This is a genomic window from Lacimicrobium alkaliphilum (assembly GCF_002591895.1).
GTDB lineage: Bacteria > Pseudomonadota > Gammaproteobacteria > Enterobacterales > Alteromonadaceae > Lacimicrobium > Lacimicrobium alkaliphilum.
Window position 1 is genome coordinate 24,646 of sequence record NZ_NISX01000018.1, and the last position, 23,635, is coordinate 48,280.

A 23,635-nucleotide genomic window follows, 5' to 3' on the forward strand; every position below is an offset into this window, starting at 1 on the left:
ATCGCTACAGGCTGTTAAGCGAGTCAGCCAGGAAGGAACACTGTGAAACAATCTGCATTTAAACATCAACTCTTCGTCGCACTGATACAACTGGTACTGGTTGCCCTGGCCTGTGTTCTTGGCTATGCCCTGTCACGGGAGATGAACCTTATTCCCAAGGCTGTATTGCGCCTGCCTGAGGTGTATGTCAGTACGGCGGATATGTGGAGCCTGACGCGCATTTTTGTGGTGATTTATCTGATTCAGATTGTGATCAGCACGCTGAGCCTTAAAAGTCATGGTTTTGCTTCACTCAGGCGTTTCGGCACCGAGTATATTTTCTACCTGTTTGCCTATACCACGGCTTCGTTGTACAGCTTCCTGGCCACTACGATCAATTATGATCCCCAGTTAATTGCCGCCATTGGCCTGTTGTCGACACTGTTTTACCTGCTGGCCATGATGGCCATGGTGCTGTGGCGGGATAAGGCTGCTATCGGCGCTGCCATCGGTCAGCCTGTCTGGGCACTGTTAAAACGCCTGGTGAGTATTCCCGGTGTGCTGGCTATTGTGTATTTTCTGGTGCCACTGGCGCTCGGTGTGGCCTTTACCGCTGATCGGGATATCGCTAACCGTATTACCCAGATCCGTATTTTCTTCAACCCGGTCCCTGAATCCGAATGGGGGCTGAAGAACCTTTATCCTGAACTGGTGTTCGAACAGCCGGTGCTGGTAAAAAAGGCGCCGCAGGATCCGGACAGTTTGTATGTACTGGAACGGGTTGGTCGCGTCTACAAGGTGCCGTTTCCTGATGGAGGCAATAAGGAACTGGTGCTGGATATCCGCGATCAGTTAGGTGAAGTGGAAGTGGAGAACGGCGCCATTGGTATGGCCTTCCATCCGCAGTTTAATCAGGCCGATGATAAACAGTTTATGTACCTGTATTACACCGATACCCGTCCGGAAAAAGGCCAGCTTAACAAACTGTCCCGTTTTGATTTAAGCGAAAGCGACCTTAGCGACCGTAAGGCCTCCGAGTTTAAGATTCTGAGCCTGCCGAGAATAGCCGATGGTTTCCATAATGGTGGTTCGGTTGAGTTTGGCCCGGATAATTATTTGTATATTGGTTTAGGTGAGGGAGTGCGCCCTAAGGGCGTTCAATCTTCTGCAGACGTTTTCCGTGCCGGAATATTGCGACTGGATGTGGATATGCAGCCCGGCAATCTGCCTCCCGAACCCTTTGAACACGGCGAGGTTCAGGGCTATCACGTGCCCGCAGACAATCCCTTCGTAGACAGAGAGGATATCCGTTCAGAGTTCTGGGCTCTGGGATTACGCAATCCCTTCCGTTTTACCTTTGATGAACAAACGAATGATCTCTGGTTGGGTGACGTGGGATCCACCATCTGGGAAGAGATTAATCGGGTGGAAAAGGGTAAGCATTACCAGTACCCGGTGATTGAGGGTCGTGAGCCTACCGGCAAATCCGGGTGGGAAGAGCTGGACATTCCCATGCAGGGGCCGGTGTATACCTATCAGCATACCGCTTATGATCGCGCGGTGATTGGTGGTGCGGTGGCCCGTGGCGATATGTATGCGTCACTGAAAGGCAAGTATGTGTTTGCCGATAATTATTCGGCCAAGATCTTTGTGATGGATGCCGACAACCCCCAGGTGGATGAGGTACAGCTGATTGCCAGGGCCAGCCAGTATGCCCAGCGCGGTGTCAGTTCGGTGGTACAGGTTGAATCCGGTGAGATCCTGGTGACCACCTTAGGTGCGGCTTCTGAGCCAAGTGGTGAAGTGCTGGTGCTAGTGAAAGCCGAAGAAGCCGATGTGGTAGAGCGTGAAGACGAAAGCACCGAGGCGCCAAAGGATTATGATGAAGAAACCACAGCCGCCTTGTTTGCGGTTAACTGTGCCCGGTGTCATGGCGTGAAAGGTGATGGTAAGGGGCCGGATTCATCCATGCTGGGTGTGGAAATGCCCGATCTGACCTCACCTATGTACCATTTTGAAACCTCAGCCGAGGATATTCATGCAGTGATCGAAAAAGGCGGTGCAGAGGTGGGCATGAGCCCGATGATGCCGCCATGGGGCGGTTTCCTCAAGCCTGAAGAAATCGACCACCTGGTGATTTACATTCAGTCGCTGCCTGATAAACATCATCATCACTGATTAGCGTGGGCCCAATAAATTGGGCCCTACAGGAGTAACTCCTTACTCAAAGAAATCTTCCTTGTAGGGACGAATTTATTCGGTCTGCTTCACCGGGCCAATGTACTCTGATGCAATCACGATATTGTCTATGTACATATCAAAGGGATATTTCGGCTTGTCGACGCCGCCAAAGTAAAAATTAAACCAGATTTTTTCAATTTTTAATTCGTCTGTTTTACGGAACATTAAATCGGTTTTGTGCAGAATTTGCACCCCATCAACCCAGACTTCCAGTAACCCATCTGACTGGCCCGGTGTATTGAGCCTGAGATGTTGCTCGATACTGTACCAGCGCCCCGGTGATATGGTTGACAGAGGATGGCCCCAGGGCAGAATACTTCCATATTTACTGCTGCTGTCAGCCTCATACAAATAACTGCCGATGGGCATATGGCCGAGCCACGGGCTATCGGCATTATCTATGCTTTCGAAAAACGCACCACGGGCTGACCAGCCCTGGTATCCGTCGTTACCGCGGCCTCCCCAGCCAGCCTTACCGTAGGTTCCGCCAAAACCGGGCAATTTTCCCCCGCCACTGATATTGGCACCGGGAGCAAGCTTTAAATAGTAACGAAAATAGGCTTCTTCAGGCTCCTGATCATGATGGCGTTTAAAGTAATAATCCAGATTCAGTGCCAGGTTCTTATCTGTGTCGAATCGCGCCAGGGCACTACGGCCATCGTCATCCAGGAAATGTTCAGTGTGTTGGTGGGTGACATAATCCAGCGTAGCGGCATTCGACCAGCGACTGTCTTTTTGACCAACCGCTTCAGAGAATGTATCCAGCCAACTCTCGCGGTCAAAATTATCGGCGTAATAGACGCCTGGGTGGTGGTTAATATTCTTGTCAGTGGGATATTGCGCGGCCAGCCCGGATTCTGCCTGTTGGTATGATTCAGGAATGGCTAATTGGGTCAGGCTAATCTCGCTGTTGCCATATTGTTTATCTGTGAGTTGCAACAGTAATTCGGCTCGTTGCACATTTTCAATGTGAATGTCTTCGGGAATTTTGAAACTGATCAGCCCCAGTCTTTCACCACCCACTTTAAATATCTGTGCCTGGCCTTGAGGCTTGCGAATCGCCGGGCCCAAAAATGTGTCAATGTTCGCCTCAATATAATGTTCCTGCTCATCAGTATAGAGTAACAGGTTTGGGGCCTTAAGATCCGGGGCTTCTTTACTGAAAAAGTCTGCCGTGCCTTTGCCCCCGGTTGACTGAAGCAGTAGCACTATTTGTGGCTGTTGGTAATCCAAAAAGGGGAGTTTTAACAGTAAAGGTCTGGCACGGTTCTGATCCTCAACCGTAAACTCCAGCAGTCTGCGGTTGTCCTGATTACCTAACAGGTGAATGAGGCCCTGATCATTCCAGTATAGTTTGGCATCACGGCTGGCATAGGCAAATGTGGCCGATTCATCCAGTGGCAGAGCCCATGACGGCCTTGCCATCGCAATCAAACCCATAAGCAGAGGCGTTATTATTCTGTTCATCACATGTCTCGTGAGATGTTTGCAAAAAATGAAGAATAACAAAGTTCCCGAAAGGCTACTGGGATTTGTTGATTCAGCCCAATAAATTAGGCTCTACAGGGCTACTTCTTATCCTACATTATCAGTTTTTGTAGGGGCGAATTTATTCGCCTTTGGGTGTTACCGGAACCTACAGGGGAAGTTGATGCAGGTCTGAATATACCCGACCGGGTGGCAAGGTCTCATCACCATAAGACTCGACCCTGGCATCGTCTCTGGCTTTGATGCGCCCCTGAATCAGGTTGTTTTCCAATACCACATCAGTTGCAGCGAACCGGGCGTCAAGGCCCAAGGTATTTAGCAGCACATTATTATGAATCCGAGTCTGAGTCGCTTTATTCAGATATATGGCCACATCATTACTACAATTGAGCAGCAGGTTCTGCTCAATGATGCCTCCTTTGTGTTCATAGGCACAGTCTTTTGACTGACAAAACCGCTTGCCTGTGCCACCGTTACCCAACGACAGCGCGACACGGAGATCCAGTACTGACTGATGAGGTAATTTCCAGGCGCAGTTAATCACGTTATTGCGAATAACACCGTCTTTCCCGCCGCCTTTGAGGTAGGCGCCATATACAACACTGGGTTTGCCTCTCACTGTGCGGCTGAAGTCTGCAATATAATTGCCCTCGATAAGCCAGTTATTCCCACCCACCACGTCAATGGGAGAAGCAGGGTTGCGGCTCTCTCGTATACTGTTGTTGTAAAAGTCGTTGTGCCGGACAGTCACATTATCCGGGAAATGTAATGTGCCCCCTGACGTCCTGCCATTACTTTTGAGATGGGCGTTAAAGTCAATAAAGCGGTTATTCTCAATTACAATATGGTCGGCCTTTCCGGTCAGATGAAGCGCATGCTCACAGGCACTGTGGCGTCGACAGACACCCCTGAATGTCAGGTTTTTAATCACCCAATAGGGTTTATTGATATACAGGCCCTCCAGCGAGTTAAGCCGGATTTCCGCCTGTCCAGGCTGTTCTGCAGCCAGGGTTACGGGAAAGCCGGGTTCGCCGCTGTGACCGATTCTGATAGTGCGCTGTTCGACTAAGTAATGGCCAGGCGCAAGCAAAATTAACTGACCCGCTTTGGCATCTCGAAGCGCCTGTACCAATTCCTGACTATCTGTCACATGCAGTACATTGTCTGTTGAAGGCAGAAACAGGCTGCTGCGCTTGTAATCAACACTGGCCCCGGCAGGGCTTCTGGCTCTGTCAAACTCAACCCGATCAGGCACAGGCCGCCACTGAAGTATGCTGTCTGCGAATTTCAAAAAGGACTTTCGGACTCCCCAGTTCTTGGGGATGTTCATGGTCACGTACTGCTGGGCTTTGATACCATATTCGTAGGCAAAGGTTGTGCTGCGCGCGAACCAAAGTAGCAGGATCACTACCAGCAAAAAAGCCGCACTGAACCAGGCGGCTTTTTTCAACCTTGAGACTTTTCTGTTCACTTAACCGGCATCACAATAAAATCTCAGCCACGTGGGGATGGCCGAGAAAATCCTGTGGGCTGGCGGTGGCACCGTAGGCACCCGATTGATACACCACGAACCAGTCTCCAACCTCGGTCTGGGGTAGCCAGACCCGGTCTGCAAGAGAATCTAAGGGAGTACACAAGGGGCCTGCAACATTTACCTGTACGCTGGCGTCCTGGTCCAGCTTATTGCCGATGGCCACCGGATAGTTTTTGCGGATCACCTGGCCAAAGTTACCCGAGTTAGATAAATGATGGTGTAACCCGCCATTGGTCATAACAAAAGTCTGGCCACGTGAAGGTTTGATATCTGTCACTTTACAGGCATAAACACCTGCCTCGGCTACTAAATAGCGGCCCAGCTCCATTACCAGTTCAGTGGTATCCAAATCGATAGGTGTACCACCAAGCAGGGACTTAAGGTTTTCACCAATAGGGCTGAGATCAAGGCGGCGTTCACCGGCAAAGTAGGGGATGCCGAAACCACCGCCCAGATTAATCGACTTTACCGGCACAGGGCACAGGCCAACTAACTTTTCAGCCAGAGCAAAAGTCTGGGTATGGGCTTCAGTCAGGGCCTCAGGTTTGAGATTTTGCGAACCACAGAAAATATGAAAGCCCTGAAAATCAATCTCGCTATAATCCAGTTCTGGCAGCATCTCAATCAGGCGTTCTTCATCGATGCCAAACTGCTTGGCACCACCGGCCATTTTCATCCCGGAAGCTTTGAGTTCAAAAGCAGGGTTAACCCGAAAGGCGATGCGTGGTAAGAGGTTGAGCAATTGCCCGGCCTTTACAGCCCTTTCAAGTTCCAGTTCAGATTCAATATTCAGGGTAACGCCAGCGACGATGGCGGCACGGATCTCCTGTTCGCCTTTAGCCGGGCCGGCAAAACTGATTTCTTCTGCTGGCATGCTGCTCTGCAGGGCAATAAGCAGCTCTTTTTGTGACGCCACATCAAGGCCATCCACCAGCGGGGCAACATAGTGCACCAGTGCAGGAAGGGGATTGGCCTTAATCGCAAAGTGCAGCTTTATGGGGTGGGGCACATATGCTCTGAATTTCTCGATTTGTGCCTGTATCACCATTTTGTCGTAAGCGTAGAACACCTCTTTATCTAATAAAGTAGCGATCTGATCCAGCGTCTTACCGCCAACCAGCAACTGGCCTGCCTGATGGCTAAACTGATCCATTATCTGATGAGTTACCGCGGGTTTATTCATGGGTGTAGGTTTCCTTTGCCTGTTGTGTCAGCAATGCTCTGTCTACTTTACCATTGGGGTTTCTGGGCAGGCTATCGCGAATTTCCAGATGTTTAGGGTGCATAAAATTGGGTAAGTTTTTCTTACATTTGGTCAGAAGGGCTTTTTCATCCAGGGATCCGGGTTGTTTAAGTGCCGCGTATACGACAATGGCCTGGCCCAGCTCCCGGTCCGATACGCCGGTTGCAATTACCTCTGCCACTTCGTCAGCTCCCTGATAGCAGGCCTCTTCGATTTCTGAAGGGCTGACACGATAGCCTGAAGTTTTAATCATCTCATCCTTGCGGCCAACAAAATATAAGAAGCCTTCGCTGTCTTTTCTCACTGTGTCACCGGAATATACCGCCATTTCTGTCAGTACCAGCCCATTCACCTGTTTAGGCACGGGCTTAAAACGCTCTGCGGTTTTCTCCGGTGCATTCCAGTAACCCAGACTGACATGGGGGCCGCGATGAACCAGCTCCCCCGGTTCGTCGGCGTCACATTCGGTGCCATCCGGGCGTACCACCATGACTTCTGCATTGGGGATCGCCTTGCCCATAGAACCCGGTTTTGTATCTACCAGCTCCGGAGGCAGATAGGTGCTGCGAAAAGCTTCTGTAAGTCCGTACATTAAATAGGGGCTGGCATTGGAGAACGTATGACGTAATTTTTCCAGGGTTACACCTGGCATAGCGCCACCAGAGTTGGTGAAATAGCGCAGTTGCTCACCCACCTCCGCAGGCCAGCTCGCTTTGAGTAACTGTTGCCACAATGGCGGTACCGCGGCCAGGCCGGTAACACCAAAGCGCTGAACGGCTTTAACCACATCATTGGGTAACAAAAAGTCCATGATTACCGCTGTCGCGCCAACAAAAAAGGCGGTGGTCAACTGGCTGAGACCGTAATCAAAACTCAGTGGCAGCAATGCCAGAATGACATCATCTTGCCGGTTTTCCAGATACGCAGATACGCTGTGTGCACCGCAAACCAGATTGCGGTGCGAAAGCACCACCCCTTTGGGTTTACCGGTGCTGCCGGAGGTATACAATATGGCCGCCATATCCTTATCTGTTACCGGAGGACTGGGGCGGATATCGTCCGGCAGTGATGCCAGTAACTGCAGTTTTGGCCGGCCCTGCCAGCTTTCAGAGAGTTTATCGGTGAGTATAATATGCTCCAGTGCCGGGCATTGCTCGATAATATCTGCCAGATTTTTGAGGCGGTCAGAGCTGGTCACCAGTACTTTAACATCACAGTCATTGAGAATATGTTCCACTTGAGGAGCTTTAAGTACCGGATTAATGGGAACAAATACGCCGCCGGCGGCGCTGGTGCCAAACAGGCTGATAACATTTTCAGGCGTCTTGGGTAAAAAAACACCCACCCGGTCATGGCGTTTTAAATCTAAAGCTGTCAGGCCTGCGGCGAAATGGTTAACCTCACGCTGAAGGCCAAGGTAACTGTAGTCCTGCTGTTTAAAGCGCAGGGCACATTTTTCCGGAATACGGATAGCATGGATACTGATGAGCTGATGAAAAAATGTGACCATAGTTGAATATTCCCTCTTCATGCAGGTAAAGCGGTTTCTAAAACCGTTAAATAATGGAACAATAAAGCGATTTTCTTCCGGCCATGGGGCGCGGATTCAATCAAAAAGATTAAATCATACAGGTAGTTTGACGATGAATGTACCCGCTGTTGTTAAAGATATTTTAATTGAGGTGTTGCAGATGCCCGCTGACACCGAGTTTGAGTCCGATACGCCATTACTCGGAGCCATTCCTGAGTTTGATTCAATGGCTGTGGTGTCAGTATTGACAGCTGTCGAAGAGAATTTAGGGATTGTGGTGGATGATGATGAGATCAGTGCCGAGACCTTCGAAACTTTCGGTAGTCTGTGCAGCTTTGTAGAAGAAAAAGTGTAAGTGAATGGGTCTCGCAGAGACGCAAAGACGCAGAGGGTTAGAAGAGGTTAGGTAGTGATATTCTCTGCGAGCTCCGCGTCTCAGCGAGATCAAAAAGAAAAGGTTTAGGCAAGGTTAATGTAGGGCTCAGTTGATTGGGCTGCGGGGTATTCGGTTATTGGCTTTGTTGGTCGAATAAATTCGACCCTACATGGTGCTTTTGTAGGGCCCAATTTATTGGGCCGGGGTTGTTGGTTCAACGCTCTTGGCCGAACATATTTCATCGCCAGGCTGGTGAAATATTATTTTTATGTATTTGCTTCCAGCACTGCAGTATACAAAATAAGGACAGTTATGCGTTTTAAAAAGATCCTGTTGGTTTTTGGCACCCGGCCAGAAGCGATAAAAATGGCGCCGCTGGTGCTGGAACTGAAGAAGCGGCCGGAGTTTGAGGTAGAGGTTTGCGTCACCGCGCAGCACCGGCAAATGTTGGATCAGGTGTTACAACTGTTTGAACTAAAACCTGATTATGATTTGGATCTGATGCAGCCCGGGCAGGATTTGTACGATATTACCAGTCGCGCTTTACTGGGGGTGAAACAGGTACTGACTGAGGCCAGGCCTGACCTGGTATTAGTTCACGGCGATACGACAACCACCTTTGCCGCGTCTCTTGCAGCATTTTATCAGCGGATTGCCGTGGGCCATGTGGAAGCAGGATTGCGCACAGGCGATATTTACAGCCCCTGGCCAGAAGAGTGTAATCGTAAGCTCACAGGCGCACTGACATCATTGCACTTCGCACCCACCAAAGGTTCTGCTGATAACCTGCTGGCGGAAAATGTGCCTGAAGAAACCGTGCATGTCACCGGTAATACCGTTATTGATGCGTTGCTGCAGGTGGTAAATCGTATAGAAAGCGATGCTGGCTTAAGTGAATCATTTGCCCGCCAGTTCGACTTTTTGGATACGAATAAGAAGCTGATTCTGGTTACCGGGCACAGACGAGAAAGCTTTGGTGGTGGCTTTGAACGGATTTGTCAGGCGCTGAAAACCTTGTCTGACAGAGATGATGTACAGGTTTGTTATCCGGTTCACCTTAATCCGAATGTTAAAGAGCCGGTTGAGCGTATTCTCGGCAACGCAAAAGATGTGCACCTGATTGCACCACAGGATTACCTGCCGTTTGTATATCTGATGAGCCGCTCATACCTGATACTGACCGACTCCGGGGGTATACAGGAAGAGGCGCCATCATTGGGTAAACCTGTGCTGGTTATGCGGGATACCACAGAGCGCCCGGAGGCACTGGCGGCTGGTACGGTAAAACTCGTGGGTACTGATACTCAGCTAATAGTTGATGAGGCCACCAGGTTACTGGATAGTGAAGACGCTTACAGTACTATGAGTGTTGCCCATAACCCTTATGGTGACGGCAAGGCCTGCGCGCGAATTGCAGATATTATTAAGCAGCAATAAATAACCTAATATTTGAACAGAATGTAACGTCAGTCGTACAGAGGAATATTATGAAAGTCACCGTATTCGGTGTGGGGTATGTGGGGCTGGTGCAGGGTGCTGTATTAGCTGAAGTGGGCCACAAAGTCGTATGTGTGGACGTTGACCAGCACAAAATCGATTTTTTAAATGGCGGTGGCGTACCTATCTATGAGCCCGGCCTGGAACCCCTGGTGAAAACTAACCTTGGGGCCGGGCGCCTGAAATTTACTTCCGATGCCAAAGCTGGCATTGAGCATGGCGATGTAATTTTTATTGCCGTTGGTACGCCGCCCGATGAAGATGGCTCGGCAGATCTTAAGTATGTACTGGAAGTGGCCGGTTCTGTGGCTGAGCATGCACAGTCGCATAAGATCGTGATCAATAAATCTACTGTACCGGTAGGTACCGCGGATAAGGTCAGAGAAAAACTAATAAAAGTGCAGGCCAGCCAGAAAGCAAGCTTTGATGTCGTCTCTAACCCTGAGTTTTTAAAAGAGGGGGCGGCTGTAAGTGACTGCATGCGCCCGGATCGTATTATTCTGGGTACGGACTCTGAAGTGGCCGAAAAGACACTGCGTGAACTCTATGCCCCTTTTAATCGAAACCATGACAAGATTATCGTTATGGATATACGCAGTGCGGAGCTCACGAAATACGCTGCCAATTGCATGCTGGCCACTAAAATCAGCTTTATGAATGAAATGTCTAATCTGGCTGAGCGCTTTGGCGCAGATATTGAAAATGTGCGACGTGGTATTGGTTCAGATGCCCGCATAGGATATCAGTTTATTTATGCTGGCTGTGGTTATGGGGGCTCCTGTTTCCCCAAAGACGTGCAGGCGCTTGTGCGCAGTGCTAACAGCGCCGGTTATCAGGCCAGAATTCTGCAGGCAGTAGAGGCGGTCAACTACGCACAAAAAGAAAAGTTGTTTGAATACCTTAATCTTCACTTCAACGGTGAGTTAAGCGGGAAAATCATCGCACTTTGGGGCCTTTCATTTAAACCCAATACAGATGATATGCGTGAGGCATCGAGTCGGGTATTAATGGAAAAGCTTTGGCAGGCGGGGGCGAAGGTGCAGGCATTCGATCCTAAAGCTATGGATGAAACACAGCGCATTTACGGTCACCGCGACGACCTGCAGTTACTTGGAACTAAGGAAAGTGCTCTTACCGGAGCCGATGCGTTGGTGGTATGCACTGAGTGGCAGATGTTTAAGGCACCGGATTTTGAACTAATCAAAGACAGACTTACCTCCCCGGTGATTTTTGACGGCCGTAACCTCTTTGAGCCGGACCAACTGGCTGCTATGGGAATTGCCTATTATGGCATTGGCCGGGGTAAGTCATTGGAAGGTAAAGTGTTGTGAATAATGTCACCAAGGCGGTCATTCCGGTTGCAGGCCTGGGTACCCGCATGCTGCCCGCCACCAAAGCTATTCCTAAAGAAATGCTGCCGGTAGTGGATAAACCGCTTATTCAATATGTGGTGGCAGAGTGTATCGCTGCCGGAATTAAACAAATTGTACTGGTAACCCATGCCAGTAAAAACAGCATTGAAAACCATTTTGATACCAGTTTTGAACTGGAGGCCACATTAGAGAAGCGCGTTAAACGCCAGTTGCTGGATGAAGTGCAGTCCATCTGCCCCAAAGATGTGACTATTATGCATGTACGCCAAGGCGTGGCGAAAGGCTTAGGCCATGCCATTTTATGCGCCCGCCCTTTGGTTGGTGAGAACCCCTTCGCTGTTGTATTGCCCGATGTGTTGATCGACGATACAGCCAGTGATCTGAACAAAGAGAACATGGCAGAGATGATAAGGCGCTTTAATCAAACAGGTGTCAATCAGATTATGGTGGAGAAGGTACCCCATGAACAAATCAGTCAATTTGGAGTGGTAGATTTAAACGGCCGGGATTTAAAGCCTGGTGAATCAGCTCCAATTTCTCAGATGGTGGAGAAACCTGATGCTGACAAGGCTCCCTCTGACCTGGCGGTAGTCGGGCGTTATGTGTTGTCGGCTAACATCTGGAACAAGCTTGAATATACGCCTCCCGGTGCCGGTGATGAAGTTCAGCTAACCGATGCTATTGCCTCTTTGATGAACATTGAACAAGTAGATGCTTATTATATGAAAGGTAAAAGTCATGACTGTGGCAGTAAACTGGGGATTATGAAGGCAAACGTAGAATATGCGCTTCGTCACCCACAATTAGGGGCGGATTTTGCTGAGTATTTAAAGACCCTGTAGGTCGGGTTTTAACCCGACAAATGTAGCGGAAAGCGACATAGTTGTCGGAATAAATTCCGGCCTACAGGGAGCACAATTCCCGCTAACAACATGCGGGAAAGACAATGAATCGCATCGTCAAACCCCTGCCGGGGGCGCGTACAATAAAATAAATAAGGATGATTATGGCGTTTAAAAAAGTATCAGTGATTGGCCTTGGCTATATTGGCTTACCCACTGCAGCAGTGATTGCATCCCGTGGTATTGAAGTGATAGGGGTTGATGTGTCGCAAAAGGCGGTGGATACCATCAATCAGGGCAAAGTGCACATTGTTGAGCCGGATCTGGATATGGTGGTGCAGGCCGCAGTGACCATGGGTAAATTGCGGGCGTCTATGACCCCGGAGCCTGCTGATGCTTTTATGATAGCGGTACCGACGCCTTTTAAGGAAAATCATCAGCCAGATCTTAGTTACATTGAGAAAGCGGCGGAAGCCATTGCGCCGGTGCTTGAAAAAGGCAACCTGATTATTCTCGAATCTACCTCTCCGGTTGGCGCCACCGAGAAGCTTGCCGGATGGTTACAGGCGCTTCGTCCGGATTTGTATTTTCCTGATCAGGGAAATGCCGAACCAAACATTCATGTTGCCCATTGCCCTGAGCGTGTTTTACCCGGCAGGGTGCTGGAAGAACTTGTTTCCAACGATCGTATTATTGGTGGTCTGACACCAAAATGCTGTGACAAAGCCATTGAACTGTATAAAACCTTTGTGCGTGGCGAGTGCATTCCAACGACCGCCCGCACTGCGGAAATGGCTAAGCTAACCGAAAATTCTTTTCGTGATGTGAATATTGCCTTTGCCAATGAGCTGTCAATTATCTGTGATGAATTGAAAATTGATGTGTGGGAGTTGATTGCCCTGGCAAACCGCCACCCCAGAGTGAATATCCTTAAACCCGGGCCTGGCGTTGGCGGCCATTGTATTGCAGTTGACCCCTGGTTTATTGTTGATTCGGCACCTGAATCGGCACGGATTATTCGTACGGCCCGTGAAATTAACGATCATAAGCCAGAGTATGTCATCAGCCGGGTTAAGGCCGCTGCCGACGAATTTAAACGCCCGGTAATCGCCTGCCTGGGGCTGGCTTTTAAAGCCGATATTGATGATCTGCGTGAAAGTCCGGCACTGGATATCACTGCGGATCTGGTTGAATCCGGTATCGGTGAAGTGCTGGCCGTGGAACCCAATATTCACTCATTGCCTGAATGCTTAAAAGATAAAAATGTACGTTTGGTGAGTTTGCACCAGGCGCTGGAGGAGGCCAATGTGCTGGTGGTGCTGGTCGATCACAAACCCTTTAAGGCGCTGACCAATAATGATATTAATACCAAAGTTGTTGTCGATACCCGGGGCCTGTTTAGTCGCTTTTAATTAGCGCGGTGCAGAAAATAACCCATATGTCAGAAGGCGGCCAGGCGGCCGTCTTTTTTGAATAGATAGGAAGAATCATGAATAAAGCCCGATTATCTGCTGTTACGTTAGCACTAACTCTCAGCCTTTCTGCCTGTAGCCAGAAAACTACAGAAGAGTACATGGCGAGTGCACAAAGCAAGATTGCCGATGGAAATAACAAAGCAGCAGTGGTCGAACTCAAAAATGCGCTGTCTGAATCTCCGGATTTGGGGTTGGCAAGGCTGCTGTTAGGTGAATTGTACTTTGAGCAGAATGATTTTGTCGCTGCACAGAAAGAGCTCCTCAGGGCTATGGAGCATCAGGCTGAATTAAGCAAAGCTGTGCCATTACTGATACAAACCTATTATTATCAGGGTGACTATGCTGGCGTTATGACGCTGCATGAAAAGCAGACCGATATTTCAGAGCCTGCTGCTCAGACCGTAGCACTTTTCGCATACATTTCCTCTCTCCGTTCAAGTCCTGAAAAAAGTGAATGGCTGTCGTTTCCTGATACGCTGACTTCCGATAATCTGCTCATCGCTCAAGCCTACAGGGCTTTGGTTGAAGGTAACCCCGAAGACGCAGAGTCTGCCATCGCTGGCTTTTCTGAACGCGATCTAAAGGTTGAGAAAGACTTTTTAAAAGGGCTGGTGGCTTTTCGGCAGGGAAGGTATGAGGATGCTGCAATCCACTACAACGATGTAATACAGCGTATTCCTAACCTTCATCCCGTCCGGTTTCAACTGGTTGAGGCGCAAATTAATGCGCGGCAGTTTAAACCGGCGGAGAAGAACCTTAACAGGTTACTAGGACTGAGCAAAGAGAACGCTTATGTCAACTTACTAAAAGGAAAGTTGCATTTCGTTCAGCAGGAATTTGATACCGCTTTGCCCTTTGCTGAGAAAGCAATCCAGAATGGTATGGATATCAAATTGTCGCAAATTATTGCGGGGATCAGTGCTTTTAAACTCAATCAGTTTGAGTCTGCATACCGATATCTCAAAAGAGCGGCAGCGGGTTTGGGCAAAGGGCATGATGTGCATCGTTTACTGGCTCAGGTGCAGTTGATGCTTGGCTATACGGATGAAGCCAAAATGACTCTGGATGAACTGAATTTACTGAGTGAAACAGATGCCGGTCTTTTTGCTAATGCCGGCCTGAAAATGGCAGAGCAAGGAGATCTTGCAACGGCAGGCGATTATCTTTCCAAAGCCAGTAAGGCTGATCAGGATAATGCGCAATTCAGATTGACAGAAGGCTTAATAAAGCTGGTCGGTGAAGACCAATCCGGTATCGCCGATATAGAGGCTGCCCTGGCTGGTGATGCCAGTCTTCAACAAGGATGGGTGGTGTTGGCAGAAACCTATCTGAATGAAGGGCAGTTATCAAAAGCCCTGGATGTTGCCGGACAATGGCAGCAAAGTGATGCGGCAAGCGGGCTGGCACTAAAAGGTGTGCTGTATCTGAATTTCGGTGACCTGGCGGCGGCAGAACAAGCGCTGCTTGGTGCTCTGAAACAGGATGATCAGCACCTTGGTGCCAATCATTACCTTGCGCAGTTATATCAGCAGCAGGGGCAACTGCAAAAATCACTCGATTACGTCAAACACATTCTGACTTTTGCGCCCGCCAATTTGCAGGCATTGTCTGATCTGGTAAGGCTCAAACACCAGTTAGAGCAGCCTGAAGAAATCGTCTCTTTGCTAACATATCATAGTGACAGGTACCCTGAATTGTTAGAGCCAAAACTGGTGCTGGCAGAATATCTGCGAACCATTCAACAACCAGAGAAGGCAATCGACATTCTGAGCAATGAGCGTGAAAAGCTTCCGGCGGCAGGTATGATAATTCTTGGGGATGCTTATATACAGACCCGTCAGTACAACAAAGCAAAAGGCATTTTTTCCGATATTCGCGAAGTGAGTCCGGATTTGTTTGGTGCATGGTTACGTAGCATCGGCATAGAAGAATTAACCGGGCAGTTTGATAATGCGCTCGAACTGGTCAAACAGGCGCTGGAACATTTTCCGGATAGTCCCCGGCTTGCACTGCTGAAAGTTAACTATCTGACAATAACTGAACAGTTTGAGGAGGCGAGCCAATCCCTGGAGGACGCCCGTGACAACAACGCCGACGGCGCATTATTAGCGAGGCTTGAAGGAGAGTTGGCGTTGTCCAACAAACGTTACTTGCAGGGAGAGCGGAAGCTCAGAGAGTATTACGAGGCCAGGCCTGGCTTTGAGTCAGCTTCATTGCTGGCGATTGCACTGCAAAATACAGGTAAACTTACGGAAGCGGCAGAAATTCTCGAGGCTGAGTTTGCAAAATTACAGAGTCCGATGATGGAATATCACACGTTGGCCGAATTCTATAGTGATAATCAAATGTATCCACAGGCCGGGCGGAAGTATCAACAATTTCTGCAGCGTTATCCTGACCACTTCCCCAGCCTGAATAACTATGCAAATGTTAAAATCAGGCAGCAGCAATTTGATCAAGCATTAGAGCTGGCCAAGCGGGCTTTAAAGGCTGCGCCGCACATTCCTCAGGTTAAAGACACTCTGGGTTGGGCATATTATAAAACCGGCGACTTACAGAACGCAGAGCGTCTGTTAAAAGAAGCAGCCAGTGAGTTAACCGGTGATATAGAGATACAAATGAATTTGGCGGAAGTGTTAGTGGCACAGGGGGATACCACCTCAGCGTTCAGAATTTTACAAAAGCTGGAACCACAGAGCGAGGCACAGAGCCAAAGGCTGCAGCAATTGAAAGTTAAGGTAGGTGGTATGGGGTGATTGTGCTCCCAATAGCTGTCAGTGATTTTTACAAATTGAGTTTTTTCAACCTATCGGGTAAAGCTTTTTGACGAATAAAACTCTTTAAAAACAATATTTTGAGTTTTATTTTAAAAGTTGGCACAGTAGGTGCATTTACTAAGTTTGCCAGTTTCATAACGATTAGTAGGATGTAATTATGAAGAAGTTCGTTAAAGCCGTTGGCGCATTATCGCTTGCCGCTCTTAGTTTCTCTGCCGTGTCTTCAACAATAGACGCCGGTGGTATCACCTGGGATGAGTCAACCCCAGCTAACCCATATATTGCTGATGTATCTTTCCAGCAGTGGTTCACTAACGGTGCTTATGGTAGTGCTGGCGGTGTTTCAACTGTAAATGCTGGTAGTGCAGCTTCAACTGCCCCCGCTTTTGGTGCCTCATTAACAGGCGTGGGTCGTTTCTCGATGTTTAATGATGGCCGTGACCAGATTTTTGGCACGTTCTGTTCAGACGGTTTCGGTTCTTGTGAACTGACCTTTGCTTTTGGTGGCCTGGTTGCTACCGGTCAGAACCAATGGGATCTGTCTAACAGCTGGTTGAACGTTTATGTTGATGACAGCCTGGACTTTGGTCCGGCTAACTCAACCGCTTATCAGCGTTACGACGAAGCTCAGAACGGTGATCTTTGGGCATCATTCACTTTTGAAACTTTCAATCTTGATAGTGATACCCTGGATGCCGGTTTTGTAGATTCTTACCTGAATATTGTTGAAGGTGTGGGTAACCCAGATGTGGTTGAAGCCCTTAACTTCCATGATGGCTGGTATGATATTTTCTACACAGCTTCTTCTCAGATTGGTAGTAATGGGTACTCAACCAGCAGTAATGGTCAGGTTTCTCAGGTTCCTGAGCCGACTACGCTTGCTGTCTTTGCTCTGGGTCTGATTGGTCTGGGTGCTGCAGCACGTCGCCGTCGCGCCTAGTAAGACAAAAGATAGATTTAAGAAAGCGCCGTAAGGCGCTTTTTTTATGCCCAGGGATGGGCGGGCAGGTAATTGCTCCTGCATAACCTGCACTTCCGCCATCCATGGCGGTCGGCAGGTGAACTGCTCCTGCGTCACCTGCACTTCCGCCATCCCTGGCGGTCGGCAGGTGAACTGCTCCTGCATAACCTGCACTTCCGCCATCCATGGCGGTCGTATGCCGAAAATGTCGGGAACGTTTTTTTCGGCGATGTCCAGGGATGAGACGGTGTAGGTCAGAATTTATTCCGACAATCTGCTTACCCTTCCACTGCCGTCGGGTTGAAACCCGACCTACAAATGTAGCTGTTGTCTCCTGAGTTTGCTTCATTAATTGGAAACACAGGCCCCGCTGGGAACCTGGTGTAGGGTCGAATTTATTCGACCGCGGTTCTGCCTTTACGGATTATATCGCCCGGGTGAGAGAACATTGTTCGGATCAAGGGCCTGCTTTATCTTATCTACAGTTTGCCAATGTTGCTGGGTCTTGGTCAGTAGTTTTTGTTGCTGATGGATATTCATTCTGTATGGGACAAACCCCTGTTTCAGACCTTCTTCAACCAACGTACTTAAACACTGATGGGCCTGCTCGCGACTCTCCGAATCCTTGAGGTTGAAGACAATAGGAATCGTTGAGTCCACACAATCGTGCTTGAGATTGGTAAAAGTGATCAGTGGTTCAATACCAAATTGTGGCGTTGTCGTGCGAATGAACTCTACAAACGCGCGCATTTTATCACTGTGCATGGGAATAAGCGGGGCATACCACAGAAGTCCGCATCCATCCTGATCAGGCAGTAATGATTTGCCTGGTTCCACCTTGCCAGTGCGCCAGTAGGCGAGGGGCAATGCAACCTGATTAGGTTGGCCGAGCATGATCTGCATACCTAGCTCGAGTGAGCTAAGTTGCTTTTTAATATCTTTCAGTGGGCCAATACTCACCCGATCTGTTACCTGTCTGGCTATATTGAGTAATAGGCTGTCTGAGTAAAGTAACTGTCCCAATCCTTTTAATCTTGACCGAATGACCTTCTTAGCGGCTTTGACCACTCCGGGCTCCCCATATACAGACCCTACTATTAACCAGTTTGGCACATTATTTTGTCTGGCTAATGTATTGACCTGTTGGTCTGTCATGACCTGGTGAGCGGTGCCATTGGGATTATCGGCCACCATTGATACAAGACGCCTTTTATCCATCAGGTTTATAGAGCCGACAATCCCCTCTAAGTCTCTGAGTATGTCGCGAATCCCCTGAGTTAATGGAGCAAAATTATCTTCATCAAAGCAGCGTAGATAGAAGGCCGTAAAGGCTTTTGGTTTTCTTCCGAGACGGATAGTCATCTGCGTGACGACGCCAAGATTGCTTTGCGTCATCAGACCATCGAGGTAGGGGCCAAGTTTCCATTTATAGGTCTTGTCAATAAAATCTGTATCACTGTGATCCAGTGATGATATGGGAGAGTGGTATTGTTGTTCACATAGTTCAGGGTGTGGAAGAACTGCCTTTAATGCGGTGACTGCCTCAAAATGATCTGTTCGTGGAGTAATGCCATAACCTCGCTCCAATGCATTGGCAACGATGCTGCAGTTTGGACCGGCACCGGTTACCGGTGTCATGTAAGACCAGTGGTGCTGTTCCAGATAATCATAAAGTTGTTGTTGCGTCACCCCGGGCTCAATTGTAATAAGTCCCAGCTCCTTGTCAGTGGGGTAGATCTGGTTCATGAGGCTGAGATCAAGGACAACTTTGGGATTGTCAGTAGCAAAGTCAGAAACCGAGCCATAGCCCCAGTTTTTCGATGAACTGACCGGGTAGAGGTGAAAGCTTAGGGTATTTGCAAGTTTTATCAGCTTGCTGACTTCATTGCTATTGACGACTTTTACAGCTGCATCCAGATGGATGGGTTGCGAAAATGTGGTTTTCCCGTAAGCAGACGTTGCCTGCTCGGAATGGAGAATTCTTTCCTCAGAAATAATTCCTGCTTGCACTAGCTGCTGGTAAATATCTGTCATGGTAAGAAGGCTTAAATTGCAAAATTAACAGAGGAGGTAGCCTTTCCGACATTCGATGCTTTGCTCTTTGGATCTTTTGAAGCATTGATGGGAGCATTACCTAATTGTGATGAAATTTCATCCTTAACGTACTTCAGTAGCTTTTTAAAACCCGGAGGCAGGCTGTCAAGAAGCACTTGTCGGTTGATATAATAGGGCGCACGTTCGCCATGGTAATCCACAACAGGGCCTATTTGTTTAAACGGAATGCCAACCAACCGCAAGCTTCTGGCCAGTCTGGGTTCCATCATCACAAAACAATGATTAATACCCTGCTCAAGGGCGATAGATGCCGCCGCCATATAAAGGCCAACTGCGATAAAAGGAAAACAACGTAGCTCTGCTTCCGAATAGCTATCTTCATTGATGACACCTGTAGCGGCACCTTTAAATTTATCCATTTGACGGCGTCTGAACTGATCGGGGACTGCCAATCGAGAAATCTCACAAATCTCACCACGAGGAAAATCCCACGGCGCGTGTTCCGCTAAGCTGATGGCTTCGGCACAATATTTTTCAATTGGCAGCAGTTCATTCCCGGAGCCCGAGTAGACAATACGTACCGTACCTGCAAAATTTCCGCTGGGCTTATGTTCTATAACGCAGTGGTGCGAGTGGGGGTCGAAGTCGTCGGTTTCCATACCCGAAGCTCTCTCAGGCTCAAATTTCAGTTCTTCACAATACACCTGATGACGCATTCTGAATGATGTTTCTCTTAACTCCTGAGTGCCCGCATAACGAGGACGAAGATACTTAGCAAAATGCGCGGAAATATTGCCAGCTTCCCGGTTGGCGAAGAATTTTAATGCAACCCTGGCTACTGGCCCTATCAGAGGCATTTTGGTCGCTTTCCTTAAATTAATAGGTGGCATTAATACTTATCTTTTCCCAGTGGTCTTCAAATCTTATGCCAGCCTGTCTGTGCGTCAAGGGTATTTGTACAAATTTGCTGAAATAGTCGTGATATGCACAAATAAACCTGAAATTCGTCTGTTCGGTTATTTTACGTTCGTTTGATAGCCTTACTACACGGTTAGTTAAGATGCTGATCAAAAAGATTTAAAAAAACGCCAGAATGATATTTGTATAAGGTTTTAGCACAAATATTCGTGTTTATCTTAACGTCGTATTGTGGCAACCACTCTTGCGGCACCGTCGCTTTCCGGACAGTTTGAGTACCTTTATGGGGCGAAAGCGACGGATTCCTCTGGACTAACCTGTCATCAGGTGCTGTAAATGTTCTGGTTGTAATTGTTAGCGTAGCCAGATTCTCAAAGACCTGGACGGCAACGACGAAGTGCATCTGAATGATGGGCGGCATACGTTGATGTTTCTTCGGATATAAACGAGCCTTTTAACTACTTTTGTGTGTTTTAGATGGTGTGATTGACACTGTGACATCGGCCTGAACAAAATACGCATGACAGACTTATGGTTAAGCGTTTTTTACTTTTAGTAATGGTGATATTTTGGTTGGAAGTATGTTTTTTGCCGTTTCGTAGCCAACTTCGAACAAGGTGTTTTTTTGTTCTGGCGTCATATCGAAGTCAACGGCAGACAGTGTACCGGTATTAATGACCACAGTATTGTGCCAGTAGCTGGCATTAACATATTCTCTTGAAAGGGCTGTCATAAAGGTACGTATTAACAGCAGAATATACTGAGTTAAAGGAACCCATGAGCGTTTCATCAATGGCTTGTATTGATTATCACTCTTCAACCTGAAGCAAACTGATGGTGTGCCATCACCAGCCCAATCCCGAAAGAGAGCGTCTTCTGAGAGGATTGCTCCATCAACCAGTAAATGATCTTTATATGATTTGAAGCTGAATATCAGTGGAATTGACATAGAGAATCTTACTGCCTTCGACACACGCATGGTGGGAGAGTTGTCCCGATTAAAAATGACGGGCCCCCCGCCATTTACATCGGTCGCGACAATATGCAGATCAACTTCCAATTGTTCGAAGGTTTTTCCTTTAAGGTGTGTATCCATCCATCGCTCAAACTTATCTCCGGAGCTCAGTCCCCCATCCCTGAGTAAACGTATCAGAGAAAAACCTCTGAATTGTCTGAAGTTTGTATCCAGTGCTAATTGGTGTATTTCTGTCAGCGGCATACCCGTGCTGTACAGTGCTGAAACAATTGAGCCCCCTGATACCCCTACCAGGTGCTTAAAGCCTATATCAAGATCTTTCAGAGCGGCCAGGATCCCAATATGCGTTGGTAATCTGGTGCCACCGCCAGAGAATATCGGAATGATTTCCTGTGGAAGATGATTGGCATTACTCGTCATCATTAATCTTATAAATAATCTTATTAATCAGGTAATTATGGTTTATCTTCCGATAAGTACAAGGGAGTAGAACAATTTGCGTAAAGGTTGGGGACCTGCAAATGATACCAGTTGCTATTCCGCCAACTGGCTCAGATATTGGTATGTAAGACCGGCCCATTCGTAAAATGCCCTGTGGCTGCGTTCAAGGCCCAGGGTACTCGGCCATCCCCAATCTGTTCCTGTTGTGCTGAGAAACTCTACAGGTACAGGAATGACTGAGATGTGTTGTTGATTCAGATAATATTTTGCTCTTATCTGGTGGCTGGCAGAGGTGACCAGTGCCACCGTTTTACCTTTAAGAAAGGGGCTCAGCGCTATAGCTTCCTCTTCGGTGTTTGTTCCAGAAGGTACGCTGATAATATCAGTTGGCGAGATACCCATGGCGAGGAAGAATGCTTCATTGGCGCTGGCTTCTGAGTTTTTCCTGTATTTCAGTATGCCACCTGAAACATAAATAGGTTTTTCATGATATCTGTGAATCTGAATGGCCTGGAGGTTTCTGAGCAATGAGCAACGATGCCATCTGTCCGCAAAAGGCAGGGACGCATCTTCATAGTGACGACAACCCAGTACTAAAATGGCATCTGCCTGCTTCAATACAGAAGCCCCGGCCTGTACGACAGGGTAGCTGCGTTCAATAGGTTTGAGCATTATATTGCTGGTAACCGGCAGACTGCACCAGAGTATAAATGCGAATGCAAAAAAAGAAATCATCCAACATGCCCTGCTGGCTTTGCATAAAAACTTTAACAGTAGCGAAATGATGATCAGGGTGAAGAAAAGGTTGAGCGGTTGAATAAAGAAATGCACGGTACTGCGCAGAAATTCAGTCATGGGAAATCTTCGGGAAATGTTTTCAGATACAAACAAAAAGTGCGACCCATGGGCCGCACTTTTTAAACACTTATGATGCGGGTTGTTTACTTACGGAAACGTCTCGCACCTAACATCAGCAGGCCCATACCCAAAACAGCAATAGAAGCTGGCTCTGGAATTTCCTGAGCGGTGATGTTGAAGAAGAAGTTTGCAGGAGTCGCCTGACCTTCAGGAGTAGTGAAACCGACGCAACCTGGATCTTTATCAACGACTGCACAGGTGGCTGCATCCATTGGGCCCAAACCGGCTGAGCCGATAGATACAGTGTAAATAAAGCCGTCGTATTCAAAAGACTGTATCAGATCACCTAACTCGATTGTGAAAATGTCATCGCAAACAGTATCAACATCAAAACCACAGGGAGCGGTATTTGTTGTCTCTTCAAATGCAATAACGAAATCAGTAGTAAATGTGGGCAACGCTAAACCGGCCGGGGTATTGGGGGTCAATGTCAGGCTGGTTTCCAGCGTAGCATCGATAAGCGTTGCATAATTAGCACTGATAGCATTGTTATAATGCGTCAGAGTAGACGACTGTGCATTACCCATGTTGGTATCTACCGTGCTGGTAAATGGAGAATCTGTAATCACCAGAGCACTGCGACTGTCAGCGGCGGCAGCGCCCGAGTCATTGTGGTCACCACCCGTTGCACCCCAGCTGATTTCACTGGCATTTTGCACTTGGTCGCCGTTACCGGCAGAAAAGTTAGCCCCTGTCCAATCACTGGATACTGTATAATCCCATGTGATGACCATAGATGCACTGGCGACGGATGATGCGACCATTGCCGCGCCTGCCAAACTGTTTAAAAGTAATTTATTCATTGTTTCAATCCTCGAAATCATGTCAATTCGTTTGTTTTGGGGTTACTTCATTACACCCGTCGGGATAGATAAAGCAATTACCCTGCCACTTTTTAAGTGCATGAAAAATATGAAAAAGTTAAGTTGAGGAAAACAAGAGTGTTAAAGAATCAGACATCGTAAAGTTGTATTGCGTACACTAATGGTGGAGCGCCTTCAGATATGTTC

Annotated in this window: 17 protein-coding genes; 8 read left to right on the top strand and 9 right to left on the bottom strand. The window is 48.1% G+C overall.

The genetic code is table 11. The features are described from left to right. The first annotated feature begins 42 nt into the window (after positions 1-42). Positions 43-2,157, top strand: a complete 2,115-nt coding sequence (locus CDA54_RS15565; protein ID WP_229748183.1) for a PQQ-dependent sugar dehydrogenase — start codon at positions 43-45, stop codon at positions 2,155-2,157. A gap of 75 nt (positions 2,158-2,232) precedes the next feature. Here the strand turns inward: CDA54_RS15565 and CDA54_RS15570 are convergent, their stop codons facing one another. The 4 genes from CDA54_RS15570 to CDA54_RS15585 all read right to left on the bottom strand — a co-directional run bounded on the left by CDA54_RS15570 (position 2,233) and on the right by CDA54_RS15585 (position 7,995). Then, entirely contained in the window at positions 2,233-3,687 is a 1,455-nt protein-coding gene (locus CDA54_RS15570) for a polysaccharide lyase (RefSeq protein WP_143452314.1), read from the bottom strand. Between the two features lie 169 nt (positions 3,688-3,856). Further along, the gene (locus CDA54_RS15575; protein WP_143452315.1) at positions 3,857-5,179 is read right to left on the bottom strand and encodes a chondroitinase-B domain-containing protein; all 1,323 of its coding nucleotides are present in this window, start codon (positions 5,177-5,179) and stop codon (positions 3,857-3,859) included. A gap of 10 nt (positions 5,180-5,189) precedes the next feature. Beyond that, positions 5,190-6,425: a pyridoxal-dependent decarboxylase, exosortase A system-associated gene (locus CDA54_RS15580; protein ID WP_099035965.1), complete on the bottom strand. Its 1,236-nt coding sequence runs from the start codon at positions 6,423-6,425 to the stop codon at positions 5,190-5,192. Continuing rightward, positions 6,418-7,995, bottom strand: coding sequence for an acyl-CoA ligase (AMP-forming), exosortase A system-associated (locus tag CDA54_RS15585; protein WP_099035966.1), 1,578 nt, complete (start codon positions 7,993-7,995; stop codon positions 6,418-6,420). Before CDA54_RS15585 ends, CDA54_RS15580 begins: the two co-directional genes overlap by 8 nt. A gap of 133 nt (positions 7,996-8,128) precedes the next feature. Between CDA54_RS15585 and CDA54_RS15590 the strand changes: the two genes are divergently transcribed. The 7 genes from CDA54_RS15590 (at position 8,129) to CDA54_RS15620 (ending at position 17,296) form a co-directional block, all read left to right on the top strand. Continuing rightward, the gene (locus tag CDA54_RS15590; RefSeq protein ID WP_099035967.1) at positions 8,129-8,371 is read left to right on the top strand and encodes an acyl carrier protein; all 243 of its coding nucleotides are present in this window, start codon (positions 8,129-8,131) and stop codon (positions 8,369-8,371) included. A gap of 333 nt (positions 8,372-8,704) precedes the next feature. Further along, positions 8,705-9,829: a non-hydrolyzing UDP-N-acetylglucosamine 2-epimerase gene (wecB, locus tag CDA54_RS15595; RefSeq protein ID WP_099035968.1), complete on the top strand. Its 1,125-nt coding sequence runs from the start codon at positions 8,705-8,707 to the stop codon at positions 9,827-9,829. 50 nt (positions 9,830-9,879) lie between these two features. Beyond that, positions 9,880-11,220 (top strand): UDP-glucose dehydrogenase family protein, encoded by a 1,341-nt coding sequence (locus CDA54_RS15600; protein WP_099035969.1) that lies wholly within the window; start codon positions 9,880-9,882, stop codon positions 11,218-11,220. Next, a complete protein-coding gene (galU, locus tag CDA54_RS15605; protein ID WP_099035970.1) occupies positions 11,217-12,104 on the top strand; it encodes a UTP--glucose-1-phosphate uridylyltransferase GalU in 888 nt (295 codons plus the stop codon). Before CDA54_RS15600 ends, galU begins: the two co-directional genes overlap by 4 nt. Before the next feature lie 164 nt (positions 12,105-12,268). Further along, complete coding sequence (gene wecC, locus CDA54_RS15610) at positions 12,269-13,516, top strand: UDP-N-acetyl-D-mannosamine dehydrogenase (RefSeq protein WP_180237243.1); 1,248 nt, start codon at positions 12,269-12,271, stop codon at positions 13,514-13,516. A gap of 77 nt (positions 13,517-13,593) precedes the next feature. Then, on the top strand, positions 13,594-16,335 hold the full coding sequence (gene prsT, locus CDA54_RS15615; protein ID WP_099035972.1) for an XrtA/PEP-CTERM system TPR-repeat protein PrsT: 2,742 nt from the start codon (positions 13,594-13,596) through the stop codon (positions 16,333-16,335). A gap of 178 nt (positions 16,336-16,513) precedes the next feature. Further along, positions 16,514-17,296: a PEP-CTERM sorting domain-containing protein gene (locus CDA54_RS15620; protein WP_099035973.1), complete on the top strand. Its 783-nt coding sequence runs from the start codon at positions 16,514-16,516 to the stop codon at positions 17,294-17,296. Positions 17,297-17,734: 438 nt separating this feature from the next. Here the strand turns inward: CDA54_RS15620 and CDA54_RS15625 are convergent, their stop codons facing one another. The 5 genes from CDA54_RS15625 to CDA54_RS15650 all read right to left on the bottom strand — a co-directional run bounded on the left by CDA54_RS15625 (position 17,735) and on the right by CDA54_RS15650 (position 23,428). Beyond that, the gene (locus tag CDA54_RS15625) at positions 17,735-19,351 is read right to left on the bottom strand and encodes an FAD-binding oxidoreductase (protein WP_099035974.1); all 1,617 of its coding nucleotides are present in this window, start codon (positions 19,349-19,351) and stop codon (positions 17,735-17,737) included. Between the two features lie 11 nt (positions 19,352-19,362). Continuing rightward, the gene (locus tag CDA54_RS15630) at positions 19,363-20,262 is read right to left on the bottom strand and encodes a PEP-CTERM/exosortase system-associated acyltransferase (protein WP_099035975.1); all 900 of its coding nucleotides are present in this window, start codon (positions 20,260-20,262) and stop codon (positions 19,363-19,365) included. Between the two features lie 563 nt (positions 20,263-20,825). Continuing rightward, on the bottom strand, positions 20,826-21,686 hold the full coding sequence (locus tag CDA54_RS15640) for a patatin-like phospholipase family protein (RefSeq protein WP_099035977.1): 861 nt from the start codon (positions 21,684-21,686) through the stop codon (positions 20,826-20,828). 114 nt (positions 21,687-21,800) lie between these two features. Beyond that, positions 21,801-22,562 (bottom strand): YdcF family protein, encoded by a 762-nt coding sequence (locus CDA54_RS15645; RefSeq protein ID WP_099035978.1) that lies wholly within the window; start codon positions 22,560-22,562, stop codon positions 21,801-21,803. Between the two features lie 86 nt (positions 22,563-22,648). Next, the gene (locus CDA54_RS15650) at positions 22,649-23,428 is read right to left on the bottom strand and encodes a THxN family PEP-CTERM protein (protein ID WP_099035979.1); all 780 of its coding nucleotides are present in this window, start codon (positions 23,426-23,428) and stop codon (positions 22,649-22,651) included. Positions 23,429-23,635 lie beyond the last annotated feature (207 nt).